General features: G+C 50.4%; 28 protein-coding genes. 1 reads left to right on the top strand and 27 read right to left on the bottom strand.

Annotated features, from left to right (window positions below; genetic code table 11):
• Window position 1: 1 nt before the first annotated feature.
• The 21 genes from rplO to rpsJ all read right to left on the bottom strand — a co-directional run bounded on the left by rplO (window position 2) and on the right by rpsJ (window position 9,166).
• The gene (rplO, locus tag SK53_RS18690) at window positions 2–436 is read right to left on the bottom strand and encodes a 50S ribosomal protein L15 (RefSeq protein WP_003863304.1); all 435 of its coding nucleotides are present in this window, start codon (window positions 434–436) and stop codon (window positions 2–4) included.
• Window positions 437–439: 3 nt separating this feature from the next.
• Window positions 440–619 carry a 50S ribosomal protein L30 gene (gene rpmD, locus SK53_RS18695; RefSeq protein ID WP_003863301.1) on the bottom strand — a complete coding sequence of 60 codons (180 nt, stop codon included), beginning with the start codon at window positions 617–619 and terminating at the stop codon, window positions 440–442.
• Window positions 620–625: 6 nt separating this feature from the next.
• The gene (rpsE, locus tag SK53_RS18700; RefSeq protein WP_003863299.1) at window positions 626–1,126 is read right to left on the bottom strand and encodes a 30S ribosomal protein S5; all 501 of its coding nucleotides are present in this window, start codon (window positions 1,124–1,126) and stop codon (window positions 626–628) included.
• A gap of 14 nt (window positions 1,127–1,140) precedes the next feature.
• Window positions 1,141–1,494: a 50S ribosomal protein L18 gene (gene rplR, locus SK53_RS18705; RefSeq protein WP_003863297.1), complete on the bottom strand. Its 354-nt coding sequence runs from the start codon at window positions 1,492–1,494 to the stop codon at window positions 1,141–1,143.
• 9 nt (window positions 1,495–1,503) lie between these two features.
• A complete protein-coding gene (gene rplF, locus SK53_RS18710) occupies window positions 1,504–2,037 on the bottom strand; it encodes a 50S ribosomal protein L6 (protein ID WP_003863296.1) in 534 nt (177 codons plus the stop codon).
• A gap of 12 nt (window positions 2,038–2,049) precedes the next feature.
• Complete coding sequence (gene rpsH, locus SK53_RS18715; RefSeq protein WP_006178918.1) at window positions 2,050–2,442, bottom strand: 30S ribosomal protein S8; 393 nt, start codon at window positions 2,440–2,442, stop codon at window positions 2,050–2,052.
• A 30-nt stretch (window positions 2,443–2,472) separates the two neighbouring features.
• Window positions 2,473–2,778, bottom strand: a complete 306-nt coding sequence (gene rpsN / locus SK53_RS18720; protein ID WP_003863291.1) for a 30S ribosomal protein S14 — start codon at window positions 2,776–2,778, stop codon at window positions 2,473–2,475.
• A 14-nt stretch (window positions 2,779–2,792) separates the two neighbouring features.
• Window positions 2,793–3,332 carry a 50S ribosomal protein L5 gene (rplE, locus tag SK53_RS18725; protein ID WP_003863290.1) on the bottom strand — a complete coding sequence of 180 codons (540 nt, stop codon included), beginning with the start codon at window positions 3,330–3,332 and terminating at the stop codon, window positions 2,793–2,795.
• A gap of 14 nt (window positions 3,333–3,346) precedes the next feature.
• Entirely contained in the window at window positions 3,347–3,661 is a 315-nt protein-coding gene (gene rplX, locus SK53_RS18730) for a 50S ribosomal protein L24 (protein WP_003863287.1), read from the bottom strand.
• A gap of 10 nt (window positions 3,662–3,671) precedes the next feature.
• A complete protein-coding gene (gene rplN, locus SK53_RS18735) occupies window positions 3,672–4,043 on the bottom strand; it encodes a 50S ribosomal protein L14 (protein WP_002919748.1) in 372 nt (123 codons plus the stop codon).
• A 166-nt stretch (window positions 4,044–4,209) separates the two neighbouring features.
• Window positions 4,210–4,464: a 30S ribosomal protein S17 gene (gene rpsQ / locus SK53_RS18740; RefSeq protein WP_002438707.1), complete on the bottom strand. Its 255-nt coding sequence runs from the start codon at window positions 4,462–4,464 to the stop codon at window positions 4,210–4,212.
• Window positions 4,464–4,655, bottom strand: coding sequence for a 50S ribosomal protein L29 (rpmC, locus tag SK53_RS18745; RefSeq protein ID WP_003863282.1), 192 nt, complete (start codon window positions 4,653–4,655; stop codon window positions 4,464–4,466). The genes rpsQ and rpmC overlap by 1 nt, the downstream gene beginning before the upstream one ends.
• Entirely contained in the window at window positions 4,655–5,065 is a 411-nt protein-coding gene (gene rplP / locus SK53_RS18750) for a 50S ribosomal protein L16 (RefSeq protein WP_002919759.1), read from the bottom strand. The genes rpmC and rplP overlap by 1 nt, the downstream gene beginning before the upstream one ends.
• A gap of 12 nt (window positions 5,066–5,077) precedes the next feature.
• Window positions 5,078–5,779 carry a 30S ribosomal protein S3 gene (rpsC, locus tag SK53_RS18755; protein WP_000529945.1) on the bottom strand — a complete coding sequence of 234 codons (702 nt, stop codon included), beginning with the start codon at window positions 5,777–5,779 and terminating at the stop codon, window positions 5,078–5,080.
• A 17-nt stretch (window positions 5,780–5,796) separates the two neighbouring features.
• The gene (gene rplV, locus SK53_RS18760; protein ID WP_002919773.1) at window positions 5,797–6,129 is read right to left on the bottom strand and encodes a 50S ribosomal protein L22; all 333 of its coding nucleotides are present in this window, start codon (window positions 6,127–6,129) and stop codon (window positions 5,797–5,799) included.
• Window positions 6,130–6,143: 14 nt separating this feature from the next.
• The gene (rpsS, locus tag SK53_RS18765; protein WP_001138117.1) at window positions 6,144–6,422 is read right to left on the bottom strand and encodes a 30S ribosomal protein S19; all 279 of its coding nucleotides are present in this window, start codon (window positions 6,420–6,422) and stop codon (window positions 6,144–6,146) included.
• A 16-nt stretch (window positions 6,423–6,438) separates the two neighbouring features.
• Window positions 6,439–7,260 (bottom strand): 50S ribosomal protein L2, encoded by an 822-nt coding sequence (gene rplB, locus SK53_RS18770; protein WP_000301859.1) that lies wholly within the window; start codon window positions 7,258–7,260, stop codon window positions 6,439–6,441.
• Window positions 7,261–7,277: 17 nt separating this feature from the next.
• On the bottom strand, window positions 7,278–7,580 hold the full coding sequence (gene rplW / locus SK53_RS18775) for a 50S ribosomal protein L23 (protein WP_000617546.1): 303 nt from the start codon (window positions 7,578–7,580) through the stop codon (window positions 7,278–7,280).
• On the bottom strand, window positions 7,577–8,182 hold the full coding sequence (gene rplD, locus SK53_RS18780) for a 50S ribosomal protein L4 (RefSeq protein WP_000424395.1): 606 nt from the start codon (window positions 8,180–8,182) through the stop codon (window positions 7,577–7,579). The genes rplW and rplD overlap by 4 nt, the downstream gene beginning before the upstream one ends.
• Before the next feature lie 10 nt (window positions 8,183–8,192).
• Window positions 8,193–8,822, bottom strand: coding sequence for a 50S ribosomal protein L3 (gene rplC, locus SK53_RS18785; protein ID WP_048209878.1), 630 nt, complete (start codon window positions 8,820–8,822; stop codon window positions 8,193–8,195).
• A gap of 32 nt (window positions 8,823–8,854) precedes the next feature.
• Window positions 8,855–9,166, bottom strand: coding sequence for a 30S ribosomal protein S10 (gene rpsJ, locus SK53_RS18790; RefSeq protein ID WP_001181005.1), 312 nt, complete (start codon window positions 9,164–9,166; stop codon window positions 8,855–8,857).
• 382 nt (window positions 9,167–9,548) lie between these two features.
• On the opposite strand from rpsJ, the gene SK53_RS18795 reads away from it, so the two are divergent.
• On the top strand, window positions 9,549–10,022 hold the full coding sequence (locus SK53_RS18795; RefSeq protein ID WP_048209879.1) for a prepilin peptidase: 474 nt from the start codon (window positions 9,549–9,551) through the stop codon (window positions 10,020–10,022).
• Here the strand turns inward: SK53_RS18795 and bfr are convergent.
• The 6 genes from bfr to rpsL form a co-directional block, all read right to left on the bottom strand.
• Entirely contained in the window at window positions 10,006–10,482 is a 477-nt protein-coding gene (gene bfr / locus SK53_RS18800; RefSeq protein ID WP_003863270.1) for a bacterioferritin, read from the bottom strand. The two genes, SK53_RS18795 and bfr, sit on opposite strands and share 17 nt — an antisense overlap.
• A gap of 72 nt (window positions 10,483–10,554) precedes the next feature.
• Window positions 10,555–10,749, bottom strand: coding sequence for a bacterioferritin-associated ferredoxin (bfd, locus tag SK53_RS18805; RefSeq protein ID WP_003863268.1), 195 nt, complete (start codon window positions 10,747–10,749; stop codon window positions 10,555–10,557).
• 178 nt (window positions 10,750–10,927) lie between these two features.
• Window positions 10,928–12,112, bottom strand: coding sequence for an elongation factor Tu (gene tuf, locus SK53_RS18810; protein ID WP_022651945.1), 1,185 nt, complete (start codon window positions 12,110–12,112; stop codon window positions 10,928–10,930).
• A gap of 69 nt (window positions 12,113–12,181) precedes the next feature.
• Window positions 12,182–14,296, bottom strand: coding sequence for an elongation factor G (gene fusA, locus SK53_RS18815; RefSeq protein WP_022651946.1), 2,115 nt, complete (start codon window positions 14,294–14,296; stop codon window positions 12,182–12,184).
• A 96-nt stretch (window positions 14,297–14,392) separates the two neighbouring features.
• Window positions 14,393–14,863 carry a 30S ribosomal protein S7 gene (rpsG, locus tag SK53_RS18820; RefSeq protein ID WP_003861706.1) on the bottom strand — a complete coding sequence of 157 codons (471 nt, stop codon included), beginning with the start codon at window positions 14,861–14,863 and terminating at the stop codon, window positions 14,393–14,395.
• 96 nt (window positions 14,864–14,959) lie between these two features.
• Entirely contained in the window at window positions 14,960–15,334 is a 375-nt protein-coding gene (gene rpsL, locus SK53_RS18825; RefSeq protein ID WP_000246815.1) for a 30S ribosomal protein S12, read from the bottom strand.
• Window positions 15,335–15,427 lie beyond the last annotated feature (93 nt).

Raw genomic sequence — 15,427 nt, forward strand, 5'->3', positions numbered from 1 at the left:
CTTATTCCTCAATTTTACCGCCAGCAGCTTCGATAGCAGCACGAGCACCTTTAGTAACACGCAGGCCACGAACAGTTACCGGAGTAGAAACTTCACCAGCCAGGATCACTTTCGCGAACTCGATCTGGATACCGATAATGTTAGCCGCTTTCAGCGTGTTCAGGTCTACAACGCCGCCTTCAACTTTCGCCAGGTCAGACAGACGGATTTCCGCTGTGATCGCTGCTTTGCGAGAGGTGAAGCCGAACTTCGGCAGACGACGGTACAGTGGCATCTGGCCACCCTCGAAACCGCGACGTACGCCACCGCCAGAACGAGAGTTCTGACCTTTGTGACCACGACCACCGGTTTTGCCGAGGCCAGAACCGATACCACGACCCAGGCGTTTACCCGCCTTTTTAGAGCCTTCGGCCGGAGACAGAGTATTTAAACGCATCTCTTACTCCTCAACTTTAACCATGAAGTAAACCGCGTTGACCATACCACGAACAGCAGGAGTATCCTCGCGCTCAACGGTATGACCAATACGACGCAGACCCAGGCCAAGCAGCGTTGCCTTGTGTTTCGGCAGACGACCGATTGCACTGCGGGTTTGAGTGATTTTAATAGTCTTTGCCATGGTCAATTACCCCAGAATTTCTTCAACGGATTTACCACGCTTGGCAGCGACCATTTCTGGAGAATTCATATTTTCCAGGCCATCAATAGTTGCACGAACCACGTTGATCGGGTTGGTGGAACCATATGCTTTAGCCAGAACGTTATGAACTCCAGCAACTTCCAGAACGGCGCGCATTGCACCACCGGCGATGATACCGGTACCTTCGGAAGCTGGCTGCATGAATACACGAGAACCCGTGTGAACACCTTTAACTGGGTGTTGCAGGGTACCGTTGTTCAGCGCGACGTTAATCATATTGCGACGGGCTTTTTCCATCGCTTTCTGGATCGCTGCTGGAACTTCACGCGCTTTACCGTAACCAAAACCAACGCGACCGTTGCCATCACCCACTACAGTCAGAGCTGTGAAGGAGAAAATACGACCACCTTTAACGGTTTTAGATACGCGGTTTACCGCGATCAGCTTTTCCTGCAGTTCGCCAGCCTGTTTTTCGATGTGAGCCATCTTACACCTCTACCTTAGAACTGAAGGCCAGCTTCACGGGCAGCATCTGCCAGTGCCTGGACACGACCATGATATTGGAACCCGGAACGGTCAAAGGAAACATTGCTGATGCCTTTTTCCAGAGCGCGTTCAGCGACAGCTTTACCTACAGCTGCTGCGGCGTCTTTGTTACCGGTATACTTCAATTGTTCTGAGATAGCTTTTTCTACAGTAGAAGCAGCTACCAGAACTTCAGAACCGTTCGGTGCAATTACCTGTGCGTAAATATGACGCGGGGTACGATGTACCACCAGGCGAGTTGCACCCAGCTCTTTGAGCTTGCGGCGTGCGCGGGTCGCACGACGGATACGAGCAGATTTCTTATCCATAGTGTTACCTTACTTCTTCTTAGCCTCTTTGGTACGCACGACTTCGTCGGCGTAACGAACACCCTTGCCTTTATAAGGCTCAGGACGACGGTAGGCGCGCAGATCTGCTGCAACCTGACCGATCAGCTGTTTATCAGCGCCTTTCAGCACGATTTCAGTCTGAGTCGGGCATTCTGCAGTGATACCGGCCGGCAGCGGATGCTCAACAGGGTGTGAGAAGCCCAGAGACAGGCCTACTGCATTCCCTTTGATAGCTGCACGATAACCTACACCAACCAGCTGAAGCTTTTTAGTGAAGCCTTCGGTAACACCAACAACCATTGAGTTCAGCAGGGCACGCGCGGTACCAGCCTGAGCCCATCCATCCACGAAACCATCACGTGGACCGAAGGTCAGAGCGTTATCTGCATGTTTAACTTCAACAGCTTTGTTGAGGGTACGAGTCAGCTCGCCGTTTTTACCTTTGATCGTAATAACCTGACCGTCGATTTTTACATCAACGCCGGCAGGAATAACGACCGGTGCTTTAGCAACACGAGACATTCTTTCCTCCGATTAGGCTACGTAGCAGATAATTTCGCCACCAAGACCAGCCTGGCGCGCTGCACGATCAGTCATAACACCTTTAGAGGTAGAAACAACTGCGATACCAAGACCAGCCATTACTTTTGGCAGCTCATCTTTTTTCTTATAGATGCGCAGGCCTGGGCGGCTGACACGCTGAATGCTTTCTACAACAGCTTTACCCTGGAAATACTTGAGAGTAAGTTCCAGTTCCGGCTTGGTGTCGCCTTCAACTTTAAAATCTTCGATAAAACCTTCTTCCTTCAGCACGTTGGCAATTGCCACTTTCAGCTTGGCGGAAGGCATGGTGACCGCAACTTTGTTCGCGGCCTGACCGTTACGGATACGGGTCAGCATATCCGCGATCGGATCTTGCATGCTCATCTGTCTTTACTCCCGTGATTCAATTGGTAATTACCAGCTAGCCTTTTTCAAGCCTGGTACTTCACCGCGCATGGCGGCTTCACGCAGTTTGATACGGCTCAACCCAAACTTGCCCACATAACCATGTGGACGACCTGTTTGACGACAGCGGTTACGCTGACGAGACGGGCTGGAATCACGCGGCAGAGACTGCAGCTTGAGAACCGCATTCCAACGATCTTCGTCGGAAGCGTTCACATCAGAAATGATCGCTTTCAGTTCAGCGCGTTTAGCGAAGAATTTATCAGCTAAAGCTACGCGCTTTACTTCGCGTGCTTTCATTGATTGCTTAGCCATTCAGTAACCCTACCTTACTTGCGGAACGGGAAGTCAAAGGCAGCCAGCAGAGCACGGCCTTCTTCATCAGATTTCGCAGTAGTGGTAATGGTAATATCCAAACCACGCACGCGGTCGACTTTATCGTAGTCGATTTCTGGGAAGATGATCTGCTCACGGACACCCATGCTGTAGTTACCACGACCGTCGAAAGACTTAGCGGACAAGCCACGGAAGTCACGGATACGTGGAACAGCAATAGTGATCAGGCGCTCAAGGAACTCCCACATGCGTTCGCCACGCAGAGTTACTTTACAGCCGATCGGATAGCCCTGACGGATTTTGAAGCCTGCAACAGATTTGCGTGCTTTGGTGATCAGCGGTTTTTGACCGGAGATTGCTGTCAGGTCAGCTGCTGCGTTATCCAGCAGTTTCTTGTCAGCGATCGCTTCACCAACACCCATGTTCAGGGTGATCTTCTCGACCCGAGGGACTTGCATGACAGAATTGTAGTTAAACTCAGTCATGAGTTTGTTAACTACTTCGTCTTTGTAGTAATCATGCAGTTTCGCCATCGTACTACTCCAAATTACTTGATAGTTTCGCTGTTAGACTTGAAGAAACGGACTTTTTTACCGTCTTCGAATCTAAAGCCTACACGGTCAGCCTTACCGGTAGCCGCATTGAAGATTGCAACGTTAGAAACCTGAATAGCAGCTTCTTTTTCAACGATGCCGCCTGGTTGGTTCAGGGCCGGAACCGGCTTCTGATGTTTCTTAACCAGGTTGATACCTTCAACGACGAGTTTGCCGGAAGACAGAACATTTTTTACTTTACCGCGTTTACCTTTATCTTTACCGGTTAACACGATAACTTCGTCATCACGACGGATTTTCGCTGCCATGATTCGCTCCTTAGAGTACTTCTGGTGCCAGAGAGATAATTTTCATGAACTTCTCAGTACGAAGTTCACGAGTTACCGGCCCAAAGATACGCGTGCCGATAGGCTGCTCGCTGTTATTGTTTAAAATAACGCATGCATTACCATCGAAGCGAATGACAGAACCGTCAGGGCGACGAACACCCTTCTTGGTGCGCACCACTACCGCCTTCAGCACATCACCTTTTTTGACCTTACCACGTGGAATTGCTTCCTTGATGGTGATCTTGATGATGTCGCCTACGCCTGCGTAGCGACGGTGCGAGCCACCCAGAACCTTGATACACATTACGCGACGTGCACCGGAGTTGTCGGCGACGTTCAGCATAGTCTGTTCTTGGATCATTTTAGTGCTCCGCTAATGTCAACTACTACCTGAGACTCTAAAATCAGAGCCGTTAAAAAGCCCCATATCGAGGGCGCGGCATTATAACACCGCTTCTGCAATATGGGTAGAAAAAATAAACGGCTCATCGCTGAGCCGTTTATTCGTATTGAGAATGCGTACTCTATTACAGAACCGCTTTCTCTACAACGCGAACCAGCGTCCAGGACTTAGTCTTGGACAGTGGACGGCATTCACGGATTTCAACCTTGTCGCCGATACCACATTCGTTGTTCTCGTCATGTACGTGCAGTTTGGTCGTACGCTTGATGAATTTACCGTAGATCGGGTGTTTCACAAAACGTTCGATAGCTACAACAATGGATTTCTCCATTTTATCGCTAACAACACGACCTTGCAGAGTACGGATTTTATCGGTCATTACGCACCCGCCTTCTGAGTCAGTAAAGTCTTAACGCGCGCAACATTGCGACGCACTTGCTTCAGCAGGTGAGTCTGTTGCAGCTGGCCACTTGCAGCCTGCATACGCAGGTTGAACTGCTCACGCAGCAGGTTCAGCAGCTCAGCGTTCAGCTCTTCAACGCTTTTTTCACGCAGCTCTTTTGCTTTCATTACATCACCGTCTTAGTTACAAAGGTGGTTTTGATAGGCAGTTTCGCTGCTGCCAGGCCGAAGGCTTCACGGGCCAGCTCTTCCGGAACACCGTCCATTTCATAAAGGACTTTGCCCGGTTGGATCAAGGCAACCCAGTACTCCACGTTACCTTTACCTTTACCCATACGAACTTCCAGTGGCTTCTCGGTGATCGGTTTGTCCGGGAATACACGGATCCAGATCTTACCTTGACGCTTAACTGCACGGGTCATTGCACGACGTGCTGCTTCGATCTGACGTGCAGTCAGACGACCACGGCCAACAGCTTTCAGACCGAAAGTGCCGAAGCTAACATCCGTACCCTGCGCCAGACCACGGTTGCGGCCTTTGTGCACTTTACGGAATTTTGTACGCTTTGGTTGTAACATCAGCGACGCTCCTTATTTACGGCCTTTACGCTGCTGCTTTTTAGGTTGAGCAGCCGGTTTTTCCGGTTGTTCAACAGCAGCCATACCACCCAGGATCTCACCTTTGAAGATCCATACCTTAACGCCGATTACACCGTAAGTGGTGTGCGCTTCAGAGGTGTTGTAGTCGATGTCAGCACGCAGAGTGTGCAGCGGTACGCGACCTTCGCGGTACCATTCGGTACGTGCGATTTCCGCGCCGCCCAGACGGCCGCTAACTTCAACTTTGATACCTTTAGCGCCCAGACGCATTGCGTTCTGTACAGCACGCTTCATAGCACGACGGAACATAACACGACGTTCCAGCTGAGAAGTGATGCTGTCAGCAACCAATTTAGCGTCCAGTTCAGGCTTACGAACTTCAGCGATATTGATCTGTGCAGGAACGCCAGCGATATCCGCTACGACCTTGCGCAGTTTTTCTACGTCTTCGCCTTTCTTACCGATAACGATGCCAGGGCGAGCAGTGTGAATAGTCACACGGATGCTCTTAGCTGGACGCTCGATAACGATACGAGATACAGACGCTTTAGCCAGTTCCTTAGTCAGGTACTGACGTACTTTAAAATCGCTGTCCAGGTTGTCAGCGAATTCTTTGGTGTTCGCAAACCAGGTAGAGTTCCATGGTTTTACAATACCCAGGCGAATACCATTAGGATGTACTTTCTGACCCATTGCTAGTCTCCAGAGTCTCAGCGATCGGACACAACCACAGTAATGTGGCTGGTGCGCTTCAGGATGCGATCTGCACGACCTTTCGCACGCGGCATAATGCGCTTCATGCTTGGGCCTTCATCTACGAAAATTTTCGCGACTTTCAGATCGTCGATGTCAGCGCCATCGTTGTGTTCAGCGTTAGCAATGGCAGATTCCAGTACTTTCTTGACCAATACCGCAGCTTTCTTGTTGGTATAGGTCAGGATGTCCAGGGCCTGCGACACTTTCTTACCGCGAATCAGGTCAGCAACAAGGCGAACCTTCTGTGCAGAAGAACGAGCATGGCGATGTTGAGCTAAAGTTTCCATCTCTTCCTCCTACCTTATTTCTTCTTCGCTTTTTTATCAGCAGCGTGGCCGCGATAAGTACGAGTCGGTGCGAATTCACCCAGTTTGTGACCAACCATTTCGTCGGTAACAAAGACTGGAACGTGCTGACGACCATTATGGACAGCGATGGTCAAACCGATCATGTTAGGAAAGATCGTTGAACGACGGGACCAAGTGCGCAGGGGCTTCTTGTCTCCGCTTTCCACCGCTTTCTCTACCTTCTTCAGCAAGTGCAGGTCAATAAAAGGACCTTTCTTGAGAGAACGTGGCATGGCTTATCCTCTAAAATTATTTGCTACGGCGACGTACGATAAATTTATCAGTACGCTTGTTGCTGCGGGTCTTCTTACCTTTGGTCTGAACGCCCCACGGAGTTACCGGGTGCTTACCAAAGTTACGACCTTCACCACCACCATGTGGGTGGTCGACTGGGTTCATCGCAGTACCGCGAACGGTAGGACGAACACCACGCCAGCGTGCAGCACCAGCTTTACCCAGAACGCGCAGCATATGCTCAGCATTGCCAACTTCGCCCAGAGTAGCGCGGCAGTCTGCTTCGACTTTACGCATTTCACCAGAACGCAGACGCAGGGTGACATAAGCACCGTCACGCGCAACGATCTGAACGTAAGTACCCGCGGAACGCGCCAGCTGACCGCCTTTACCTGGTTTCATTTCTACGTTATGAACGGTAGAACCAACCGGGATATTGCGCATCGGCAGGGTGTTGCCTGCTTTGATTGCAGCATCAACGCCAGACTGAATCTGGTCGCCAGCTTTCAGGCCTTTAGGGGCCAGGATGTAACGGCGTTCGCCATCTTTGTACAGAACCAGCGCGATGTTCGCGGAACGGTTCGGATCGTACTCAAGACGCTCAACAACTGCTGGGATACCGTCTTTGTTGCGTTTGAAGTCAACAATACGATAAGCCTGCTTGTGGCCACCACCGATGTGACGAGTGGTGATACGGCCATTGTTGTTACGACCACCGGATTTGCTGTTTTTTTCCAGCAACGGAGCAAAAGGTTTGCCCTTGTGCAGCTCAGGGTTAACCACTTTAACTACGTGGCGACGACCCGGAGATGTCGGTTTACATTTAACAACTGCCATTGTATTACTCCTCCGACTTACTCAGCGCCGCCAACGAAGTCCAGGTTCTGGCCTTCTTTCAGGGTGACGTAAGCTTTTTTCCAGTCGCTACGACGACCGATACGCTGTCCGTGACGTTTAACTTTCCCTTTAACTACCAGGGTGTTAACGACTTCGACTTCGACTTCAAACAGTTTCTGCACAGCAGCTTTGATCTCTGCTTTGGTCGCGTCTTTAGCAACTTTGAGAACGATGGTGTTTGTTTTTTCCATCGCAGTAGACGCTTTTTCAGAAACGTGCGGTGCGCGCAGCACCTTCAGCAGACGTTCTTCACGAATCATGCCAGCATCTCCTCAACTTGCTTAACAGCATCAGCAGTCATTACGACTTTGTCGAAGGCGATCAGGCTAACCGGGTCGATACCAGTCGCGTCGCGTACGTCAACCTTGTGCAGGTTACGCGCGGCCAGGAACAGGTTCTCGTCCAGCTCACCGGTGATGATCAGCACATCTTCCAGAGCCATGTCTTTCAGTTTCTGTGCCAGCAGCTTAGTTTTAGGCGCTTCAACAGAGAACTTCTCGACAACGATCAGACGATCCTGACGTACCAGTTCGGACAGAATGCTTTTCAGCGCGCCGCGGTACATCTTTTTGTTAACTTTTTGACTGTGGTCCTGTGGACGCGCAGCGAAGGTCACGCCACCTGAACGCCAGATCGGGCTCTTGATAGAACCTGAACGCGCACGGCCGGTACCTTTCTGGCGCCATGGCTTTTTGCCTGAACCAGTTACTTCAGCACGAGTCTTCTGAGCACGAGTACCCTGACGAGCACCAGCTGCATAAGCAACAACAACCTGGTGAACCAGCGCTTCGTTGAAATCACGACCGAAGGTAGTTTCGGAAACAGTCAGCGCGCTCTGCGCGTCTTTCAATACTAATTCCATTGCTATCCCCTTACGCCTTCACAGCTGGTTTAACGATCAGGTCGCTACCGGTTGCACCCGGGACCGCACCTTTAACCAGCAGCAGGTTGCGCTCAGCGTCAACACGTACTACGTCCAGGCTCTGAACGGTTACACGTTCGTTGCCCAGCTGACCTGCCATTTTCTTGCCTTTGAACACTTTGCCCGGAGTCTGGTTCTGACCGATAGAACCCGGAACGCGGTGAGACAAGGAGTTACCGTGAGTAGCGTCCTGGGTACGGAAGTTCCAGCGCTTAACGGTACCAGCAAAACCTTTACCTTTAGAGGTACCGGTTACGTCAACTTTTTTAATGTCAGCAAACAGCTCAACGCTAATGTCCTGACCTACGGTGAACTCTTCGCCTTCAGCAAGACGGAATTCCCACAGACCACGGCCAGCTTCAACGCCAGCTTTAGCGAAGTGACCCGCTTCTGGTTTGGTTACACGGTTAGCTTTTTTAGCACCAGTGGTAACCTGAATAGCGCGGTAGCCATCGTTAGCCAGATCTTTAACCTGAGTAACGCGGTTTGCTTCAACTTCGATTACGGTTACTGGGATAGAAACGCCATCTTCAGTGAAGATGCGGGTCATACCCACTTTTTTACCGACTAAACCAATCATTGTTTCAACCTCTCAATCGCTCGATGACCTGATTAACCCAGGCTGATCTGCACGTCTACACCGGCAGCCAGATCCAGACGCATCAGAGCATCAACGGTTTTCTCAGTTGGCTCAACGATGTCAACCAGACGCTTGTGAGTGCGGATTTCGTACTGATCACGCGCATCTTTGTTAACGTGCGGAGAGATCAGAACGGTAAAGCGCTCTTTGCGGGTCGGCAGCGGGATCGGACCACGGACTTGCGCACCAGTGCGCTTAGCAGTCTCGACGATTTCCGCGGTTGATTGATCGATCAGACGATGATCAAACGCTTTAAGGCGGATACGGATTCTTTGGTTCTGCATGAGACCAGAGCTCCAATTATTTTATAAACGAAAATGATTACTCCTCAAACCCATTACGATTGATGGGAGAGTGTAACCGTTCTTACGTAGCTCCCCAATTGGGAGCATTGTTGAGTAACAAAGTGAGCTACTCTGGTTCAGATTGAACCCGCCGTCAATTACGACAAGCCCGCGCATTATACGTAAATCTGGGGAAGACGCAAGTGCCGTTTAGAAATTAAGCGCTAAAGACGTACTCTGCGTAAGGCCTCGCATTTTTTTATGCAAAGTATCCCCCTTCTCAACTCTTTGTCTGAAGCCGCTACGCAATTGCTGTTTTTGCACATTGCCGGACATGCAGATTATTACGAGTATGCGCTCAAACCGTTTTGAGACTCTCGCCATGCTACTGTCCCTCCCCTTTCTGCTGATCTATTTTGCTTTATCGGCCTTGCTTGTTCGCACCGATATTCGCACGGGGCTTCTTCCCGATAAATTTCTTTGCCCGCTGCTATGGACCGGCCTGCTTTACCAGCTGTGCCTCCATCCTGATTTTTTGCCGAGCGCGGTGGTGGGTGCGCTGGCAGGATACGCCGGATTCGCCGTTATCTATTGGGGATATCGGCTCATCTGCCGACGTGAAGGTATGGGATATGGCGACATAAAATATCTGGCGGCGCTGGGGGCATGGCATGGCTGGTGTGTACTGCCAGTACTGGCACTCGTAGCCGCGTTAATGGCTCTGCTGTATCTGGTTGCTTTCTCGTTGTTTACTCCTGATAAGCAAACATTAAAAAACCCACTGCCTTTTGGGCCATTTCTGGCGGCAGCGGGTTTATGCGTTGGCTGGGAAAGCCTGATTAACTTTCCACTTTGATCTGAGACTGAAGGTAGTTCTGTAGGCCAATTTTGCTAATGAGATCCAGTTCGGTCTCAAGCCAGTCGATGTGCCCTTCTTCATCGGCCAGGATCTGGATCATCATATCGCGGCTGACGTAGTCATGTACGCTGTCCGCATAGGCAATGGCTTCACGCAGGTCTTTTGCACCCTCCAGCTCCAGCCGGAGATCAGAACGCAGCATCTCTTCGACATCTTCTCCGATGCCCAGTTTTCCGAGATCCTGTAGGTTAGGAATGCCTTCGAGGAATAAAATACGCTCAATGTATTTATCGGCGTGTTTCATTTCATCAATGGACTCATGGTATTCAACATCGTTGAGGCGAGTCAGTCCCCAGTTTTTGAACATTCTTGCATGGAGAAAATACTGATTGATTGCGACAAGCTCATTTCCCAATAATTTATTGAGATAACTTATGATTTTAACATCACCTTTCATTATATAGTCCCTCCGCTTCCACTCATTGAAGCGTAGATCGGGCTACGGGGATGTCAAAAAAAAGATAGAGGCTTACGCGATCTCTTTGAATTCCGGGATCTGCATCAGTTCGTCCTGCATGATCTCACGCGCTGCGCGAACGCATTTACCGCATTGATTTCCCACCGGAACAAACTTGCGAAGCTGCTGGAAAGATTGTGGTTGAAACTGGCGAACGGCCTGACGAATTTTTTTGTCGCTTACACCATTACATAAACAAACGTACATAAAGACTCCCGTTCAAAATATGCGCAAAGTGTAAGTGAGAATGGTTATGATTACAATAGCACAGGCGCCGGAATACGTGGCGGGAGAAGACAAAAAATGCGAATTTTTATGACAGCGACTTTACGGTAGAAAACAAAAAAGGACGCCGAAGCGTCCTTTTTATTTCAGGGATAATTAATTAGCCCAGAACTTTAGCAACAACGCCCGCGCCAACGGTACGGCCGCCTTCACGGATTGCGAAACGCAGACCGTCGTCCATCGCGATTGGGTGGATCAGAGTCACAACCATCTTGATGTTGTCGCCTGGCATTACCATCTCTACGCCTTCTGGCAGTTCGATGGTACCGGTCACGTCAGTTGTACGGAAGTAGAACTGTGGACGGTAGCCTTTGAAGAACGGAGTATGACGGCCGCCTTCGTCTTTGGACAGAATGTACACTTCAGATTCGAACTTGGTGTGTGGCTTGATTGAGCCTGGCTTCGCCAGAACCTGACCACGTTCGATTTCTTCACGTTTGATACCACGCAGCAGAACACCAACGTTCTCACCAGCACGGCCTTCGTCCAGCAGTTTGCGGAACATTTCAACGCCAGTACAGGTAGACTTCGCAGTCTCTTTGATACCAACGATTTCAACTTCTTCACCAACTTTGATGATACCGCGCTCTACACGACCGGTAACAACGGTACCACGACCGGAGATGGAGAATACGTCTTCGATTGGCAGCAGGAATGGCTTGTCAATCGCACGCTCTGGTTCTGGGATGTAAGAATCCAGGTAGCCAGCCAGTTCGATGATTTTCTCTTCCCACTCTGCTTCGCCTTCCAGCGCTTTCAGCGCGGAACCACGAACGATTGGAGTGTCGTCGCCTGGGAAATCGTACTGAGACAGCAGTTCACGAACTTCCATCTCTACCAGTTCCAGCAGCTCTTCGTCATCAACCATGTCGCACTTGTTCAGGAACACGATGATGTAAGGAACGCCTACCTGACGACCCAGCAGGATGTGTTCACGAGTCTGAGGCATAGGGCCGTCAGTCGCAGCAACAACCAGGATCGCGCCGTCCATCTGCGCAGCACCGGTGATCATGTTTTTAACATAGTCGGCGTGGCCTGGGCAGTCTACGTGTGCGTAGTGGCGAGTCGGGGTGTCATACTCAACGTGAGAGGTGTTGATGGTGATACCACGAGCTTTTTCTTCTGGTGCGTTATCGATCTGATCGAAAGCACGAGCAGCACCGCCGTAGGTTTTAGCCAGTACGGTAGTGATTGCAGCAGTCAGGGTAGTTTTACCATGGTCAACGTGGCCGATAGTACCAACGTTGACGTGCGGTTTTGTACGTTCAAATTTTTCTTTAGACACGGCTATATTCCTTACTATAGTGCTCTCCCCTTCGGAGAGAGCACGGGACTTAGGTTTTAATCCTGTGGATTACTTACCACGGGCTTCGATAACGGCCTGAGCAACGTTGTTCGGCGCATCATCATACTTCAGGAATTCCATAGTGTATGATGCACGACCTTTGGTCAGAGAACGCAGCTGAGTTGCATATCCGAACATTTCAGACAGCGGAACTTCAGCGTGGATCTTAACGCCAGTTACTTCGGATTCCTGACCACGCAGCATACCGCGACGACGGCTCAAGTCACCGATAACGTCACCGGTGTTCTCTTCAGGAGTTTCTACTTCAACCTTCATGATCGGCTCAAGCAGAACTGGTTTTGCTTTCTTAAAGCCTTCTTTAAAGGCAATAGACGCAGCCAGTTTAAACGCCAGTTCAGAGGAGTCAACGTCGTGGTAAGAACCGAAGTGCAGACGAACACCCATGTCTACAACCGGGTAACCAGCCAGAGGACCAGCTTTCAGCTGCTCCTGGATGCCTTTATCAACGGCAGGGATGTATTCGCCAGGAATTACACCACCTTTGATGTCGTTGATGAACTCGTAACCTTTCGGGTTAGAGCCCGGCTCCAGTGGGTACATGTCGATCACAACGTGACCGTACTGACCGCGACCACCAGACTGCTTAGCGTGTTTACCTTCAACGTCGGTAACTTTCGCGCGAATCGCTTCGCGGTAAGCAACCTGAGGTTTACCCACGTTCGCTTCAACGTTGAATTCACGCTTCATACGGTCAACGATGATGTCCAGGTGCAGTTCACCCATACCAGCGATGATGGTCTGGTTAGATTCTTCATCAGTCCATACACGGAATGATGGGTCTTCTTTCGCCAGACGGCCCAGAGCCAGACCCATTTTTTCCTGGTCAGCTTTGGTTTTTGGTTCAACTGCGATGGAGATTACCGGCTCAGGGAATTCCATACGCTCCAGAATGATCGGGTGATCCGGGTCACACAGAGTGTCACCAGTGGTCACGTCTTTCAGACCGATAGCAGCAGCGATGTCGCCCGCACGAACTTCTTTGATCTCTTCACGTTTGTTAGCGTGCATCTGTACGATACGGCCAAAACGTTCACGCGCCGCTTTCACGGAGTTCAGGATGGTGTCACCGGAGTTAACCACACCAGAGTAAACGCGGAAGAAGGTCAGGTTACCCACGAATGGGTCGGTAGCAATTTTGAACGCCAGTGCAGAGAATGGCTCTTCATCACTTGCGTGACGCTCAGCCGGAGTATCTTTACCGTCGTCCAGGATGCCGTTGATCGCAGGAACGTCAATCGGGGATGGCAGGTAGTCAACTACCGCATCCAGCATCGCCTGAACACCTTTGTTCTTGAACGCAGAACCACAGGTTACCAGGATGATTTCGTTGTTCAGAACGCGCTGACGCAGAGCAGATTTGATCTCTTGCTCAGACAGTTCTTCACCACCCAGGTATTTTTCCATCAGCTCTTCAGAAGCTTCTGCTGCGGATTCGATCAGGTTCTGGTGCCATTCGTCAGCCAGGTCCTGCATCTCTGCCGGGATATCTTCGTATTCGAAGGTAACGCCCGCATCTGCTTCGTTCCAGTTGATGGCTTTCATTTTCACCAGGTCGATAACGCCGGTGAAACCTTCTTCAGCACCAATTGCCAGCTGAAGCGGAACAGGGTTCGCGCCCAGACGGGTTTTGATCTGGCCAACAACTTTCAGGAAGTTAGCACCCATACGGTCCATTTTGTTAACGAACGCGATGCGTGGAACTTTATATTTGTTTGCCTGACGCCATACGGTTTCAGACTGTGGCTGAACACCACCAACTGCGCAATAAACCATTACCGCGCCGTCAAGAACACGCATGGAACGTTCTACTTCGATGGTGAAGTCAACGTGCCCTGGGGTGTCGATGATGTTTACGCGATGCGGTTCGTACTGCTTAGCCATACCTGACCAGAATGCAGTAGTCGCTGCGGAGGTGATAGTAATACCACGCTCCTGCTCCTGTTCCATCCAGTCCATGGTGGCTGCGCCGTCATGAACTTCACCGATTTTATGGTTTACACCGGTGTAGAACAGAATACGTTCGGTAGTAGTGGTTTTACCGGCGTCGATGTGCGCACTGATACCGATGTTACGGTAGCGTGCGATGGGTGTTGTACGAGCCATTTGATTCCTCGTTTATATCTTTAGGCGTTCAGTTAAGTTACCCAGAGCGGGCGGCTTCTCTGAAGCGCCCGCCTGGTGACTACGACTCCGAAGGGATTACCAACGGTAGTGTGCGAACGCCTTGTTGGCTTCTGCCATACGGTGAACGTCTTCACGTTTCTTAACTGCGGTACCTTTGTTTTCCGCAGCATCAGAAAGTTCGTTCGCCAGACGCAGAGCCATGGATTTATCACCGCGTTTACGAGCAGCTTCAACGATCCAACGCATTGCCAGAGCATTACGACGAACCGGACGAACTTCAACTGGAACCTGATAAGTAGAACCACCAACGCGGCGAGACTTAACTTCTACAGTCGGGCGCACGTTGTCGAGAGCGACTTCGAAGGCTTCCAGTTCATTTTTACCAGAACGCTGAGCCAGGGTCTCCAGCGCGCTGTATACGATTGCTTCTGCGGTAGATTTTTTACCATCTACCATCAGGATATTTACAAATTTTGCCAGCAGTTCTGATCCGAATTTCGGATCTGGAAGAATTTTACGCTGACCAATGACGCGACGACGTGGCATGGGATTACTCCGTTGTTAATTCAGGATTGTCCAAAACTCTACGAGTTTAGTTTGACATTAAGATAAATCAGTTTGGCCTTACTTAACGGAGAACCATTAAGCCTTAGGACGCTTCACGCCGTACTTGGAGCGAGCCTGCTTACGGTCTTTAACACCTGAGCAGTCCAGCGCACCACGAACGGTGTGGTAACGAACACCCGGAAGGTCTTTAACACGACCGCCACGGATCAGGATCACGGAGTGCTCCTGAAGGTTGTGACCTTCACCACCGATGTAGGAAGTCACTTCAAAACCGTTAGTCAAACGCACACGGCATACTTTACGCAGTGCGGAGTTTGGTTTTTTAGGAGTGGTGGTATATACACGAGTACATACGCCACGTTTCTGCGGGCAGGCTTCCAGCGCAGGCACGTTGCTTTTTGCAACTTTGCGTGCACGTGGTTTGCGTACCAGCTGGTTAACTGTTGCCATTAAATAGCTCCTGGTTTTAGCTTTTGCTTCGTAAACACGTAATAAAACGACCTCATACAATATGAGGACGCGAAATTTTAGGGCTACGTCGAA

The organism is Enterobacter sp. MGH119 (genome assembly GCF_001037675.1).
GTDB classification, from domain to species: Bacteria; Pseudomonadota; Gammaproteobacteria; order Enterobacterales; family Enterobacteriaceae; genus Enterobacter; species Enterobacter hormaechei_C.

Coding starts and splice junctions, on each gene's coding strand:
- rpmC (WP_003863282.1), bottom strand. CDS start 4,655: ATGAAAGCAAAAGAGCTGCGTGAAAAAAGCGTTGAAGAGCTGAACGCT.
- rpsC (WP_000529945.1), bottom strand. CDS start 5,779: ATGGGTCAGAAAGTACATCCTAATGGTATTCGCCTGGGTATTGTAAAA.
- bfd (WP_003863268.1), bottom strand. CDS start 10,749: ATGTACGTTTGTTTATGTAATGGTGTAAGCGACAAAAAAATTCGTCAG.
- rplB (WP_000301859.1), bottom strand. CDS start 7,260: ATGGCAGTTGTTAAATGTAAACCGACATCTCCGGGTCGTCGCCACGTA.
- rplN (WP_002919748.1), bottom strand. CDS start 4,043: ATGATCCAAGAACAGACTATGCTGAACGTCGCCGACAACTCCGGTGCA.
- rpsQ (WP_002438707.1), bottom strand. CDS start 4,464: ATGACCGATAAAATCCGTACTCTGCAAGGTCGTGTTGTTAGCGATAAA.
- rplC (WP_048209878.1), bottom strand. CDS start 8,822: ATGATTGGTTTAGTCGGTAAAAAAGTGGGTATGACCCGCATCTTCACT.
- rpsJ (WP_001181005.1), bottom strand. CDS start 9,166: ATGCAGAACCAAAGAATCCGTATCCGCCTTAAAGCGTTTGATCATCGT.
- rplR (WP_003863297.1), bottom strand. CDS start 1,494: ATGGATAAGAAATCTGCTCGTATCCGTCGTGCGACCCGCGCACGCCGC.
- rpmD (WP_003863301.1), bottom strand. CDS start 619: ATGGCAAAGACTATTAAAATCACTCAAACCCGCAGTGCAATCGGTCGT.
- rplV (WP_002919773.1), bottom strand. CDS start 6,129: ATGGAAACTTTAGCTCAACATCGCCATGCTCGTTCTTCTGCACAGAAG.
- rpsE (WP_003863299.1), bottom strand. CDS start 1,126: ATGGCTCACATCGAAAAACAGGCTGGCGAACTGCAGGAAAAGCTGATC.
- rplW (WP_000617546.1), bottom strand. CDS start 7,580: ATGATTCGTGAAGAACGTCTGCTGAAGGTGCTGCGCGCACCGCACGTT.
- rpsN (WP_003863291.1), bottom strand. CDS start 2,778: ATGGCTAAGCAATCAATGAAAGCACGCGAAGTAAAGCGCGTAGCTTTA.
- rpsG (WP_003861706.1), bottom strand. CDS start 14,863: ATGCCACGTCGTCGCGTCATTGGTCAGCGTAAAATTCTTCCAGATCCG.
- rplX (WP_003863287.1), bottom strand. CDS start 3,661: ATGGCAGCGAAAATCCGTCGTGATGACGAAGTTATCGTGTTAACCGGT.
- rplO (WP_003863304.1), bottom strand. CDS start 436: ATGCGTTTAAATACTCTGTCTCCGGCCGAAGGCTCTAAAAAGGCGGGT.
- bfr (WP_003863270.1), bottom strand. CDS start 10,482: ATGAAAGGTGATGTTAAAATCATAAGTTATCTCAATAAATTATTGGGA.
- rplE (WP_003863290.1), bottom strand. CDS start 3,332: ATGGCGAAACTGCATGATTACTACAAAGACGAAGTAGTTAACAAACTC.
- rpsS (WP_001138117.1), bottom strand. CDS start 6,422: ATGCCACGTTCTCTCAAGAAAGGTCCTTTTATTGACCTGCACTTGCTG.
- SK53_RS18795 (WP_048209879.1), top strand. CDS start 9,549: ATGCTACTGTCCCTCCCCTTTCTGCTGATCTATTTTGCTTTATCGGCC.
- fusA (WP_022651946.1), bottom strand. CDS start 14,296: ATGGCTCGTACAACACCCATCGCACGCTACCGTAACATCGGTATCAGT.
- rpsH (WP_006178918.1), bottom strand. CDS start 2,442: ATGAGCATGCAAGATCCGATCGCGGATATGCTGACCCGTATCCGTAAC.
- rpsL (WP_000246815.1), bottom strand. CDS start 15,334: ATGGCAACAGTTAACCAGCTGGTACGCAAACCACGTGCACGCAAAGTT.
- rplF (WP_003863296.1), bottom strand. CDS start 2,037: ATGTCTCGTGTTGCTAAAGCACCGGTCGTTATTCCTGCCGGCGTTGAT.
- rplP (WP_002919759.1), bottom strand. CDS start 5,065: ATGTTACAACCAAAGCGTACAAAATTCCGTAAAGTGCACAAAGGCCGC.
- rplD (WP_000424395.1), bottom strand. CDS start 8,182: ATGGAATTAGTATTGAAAGACGCGCAGAGCGCGCTGACTGTTTCCGAA.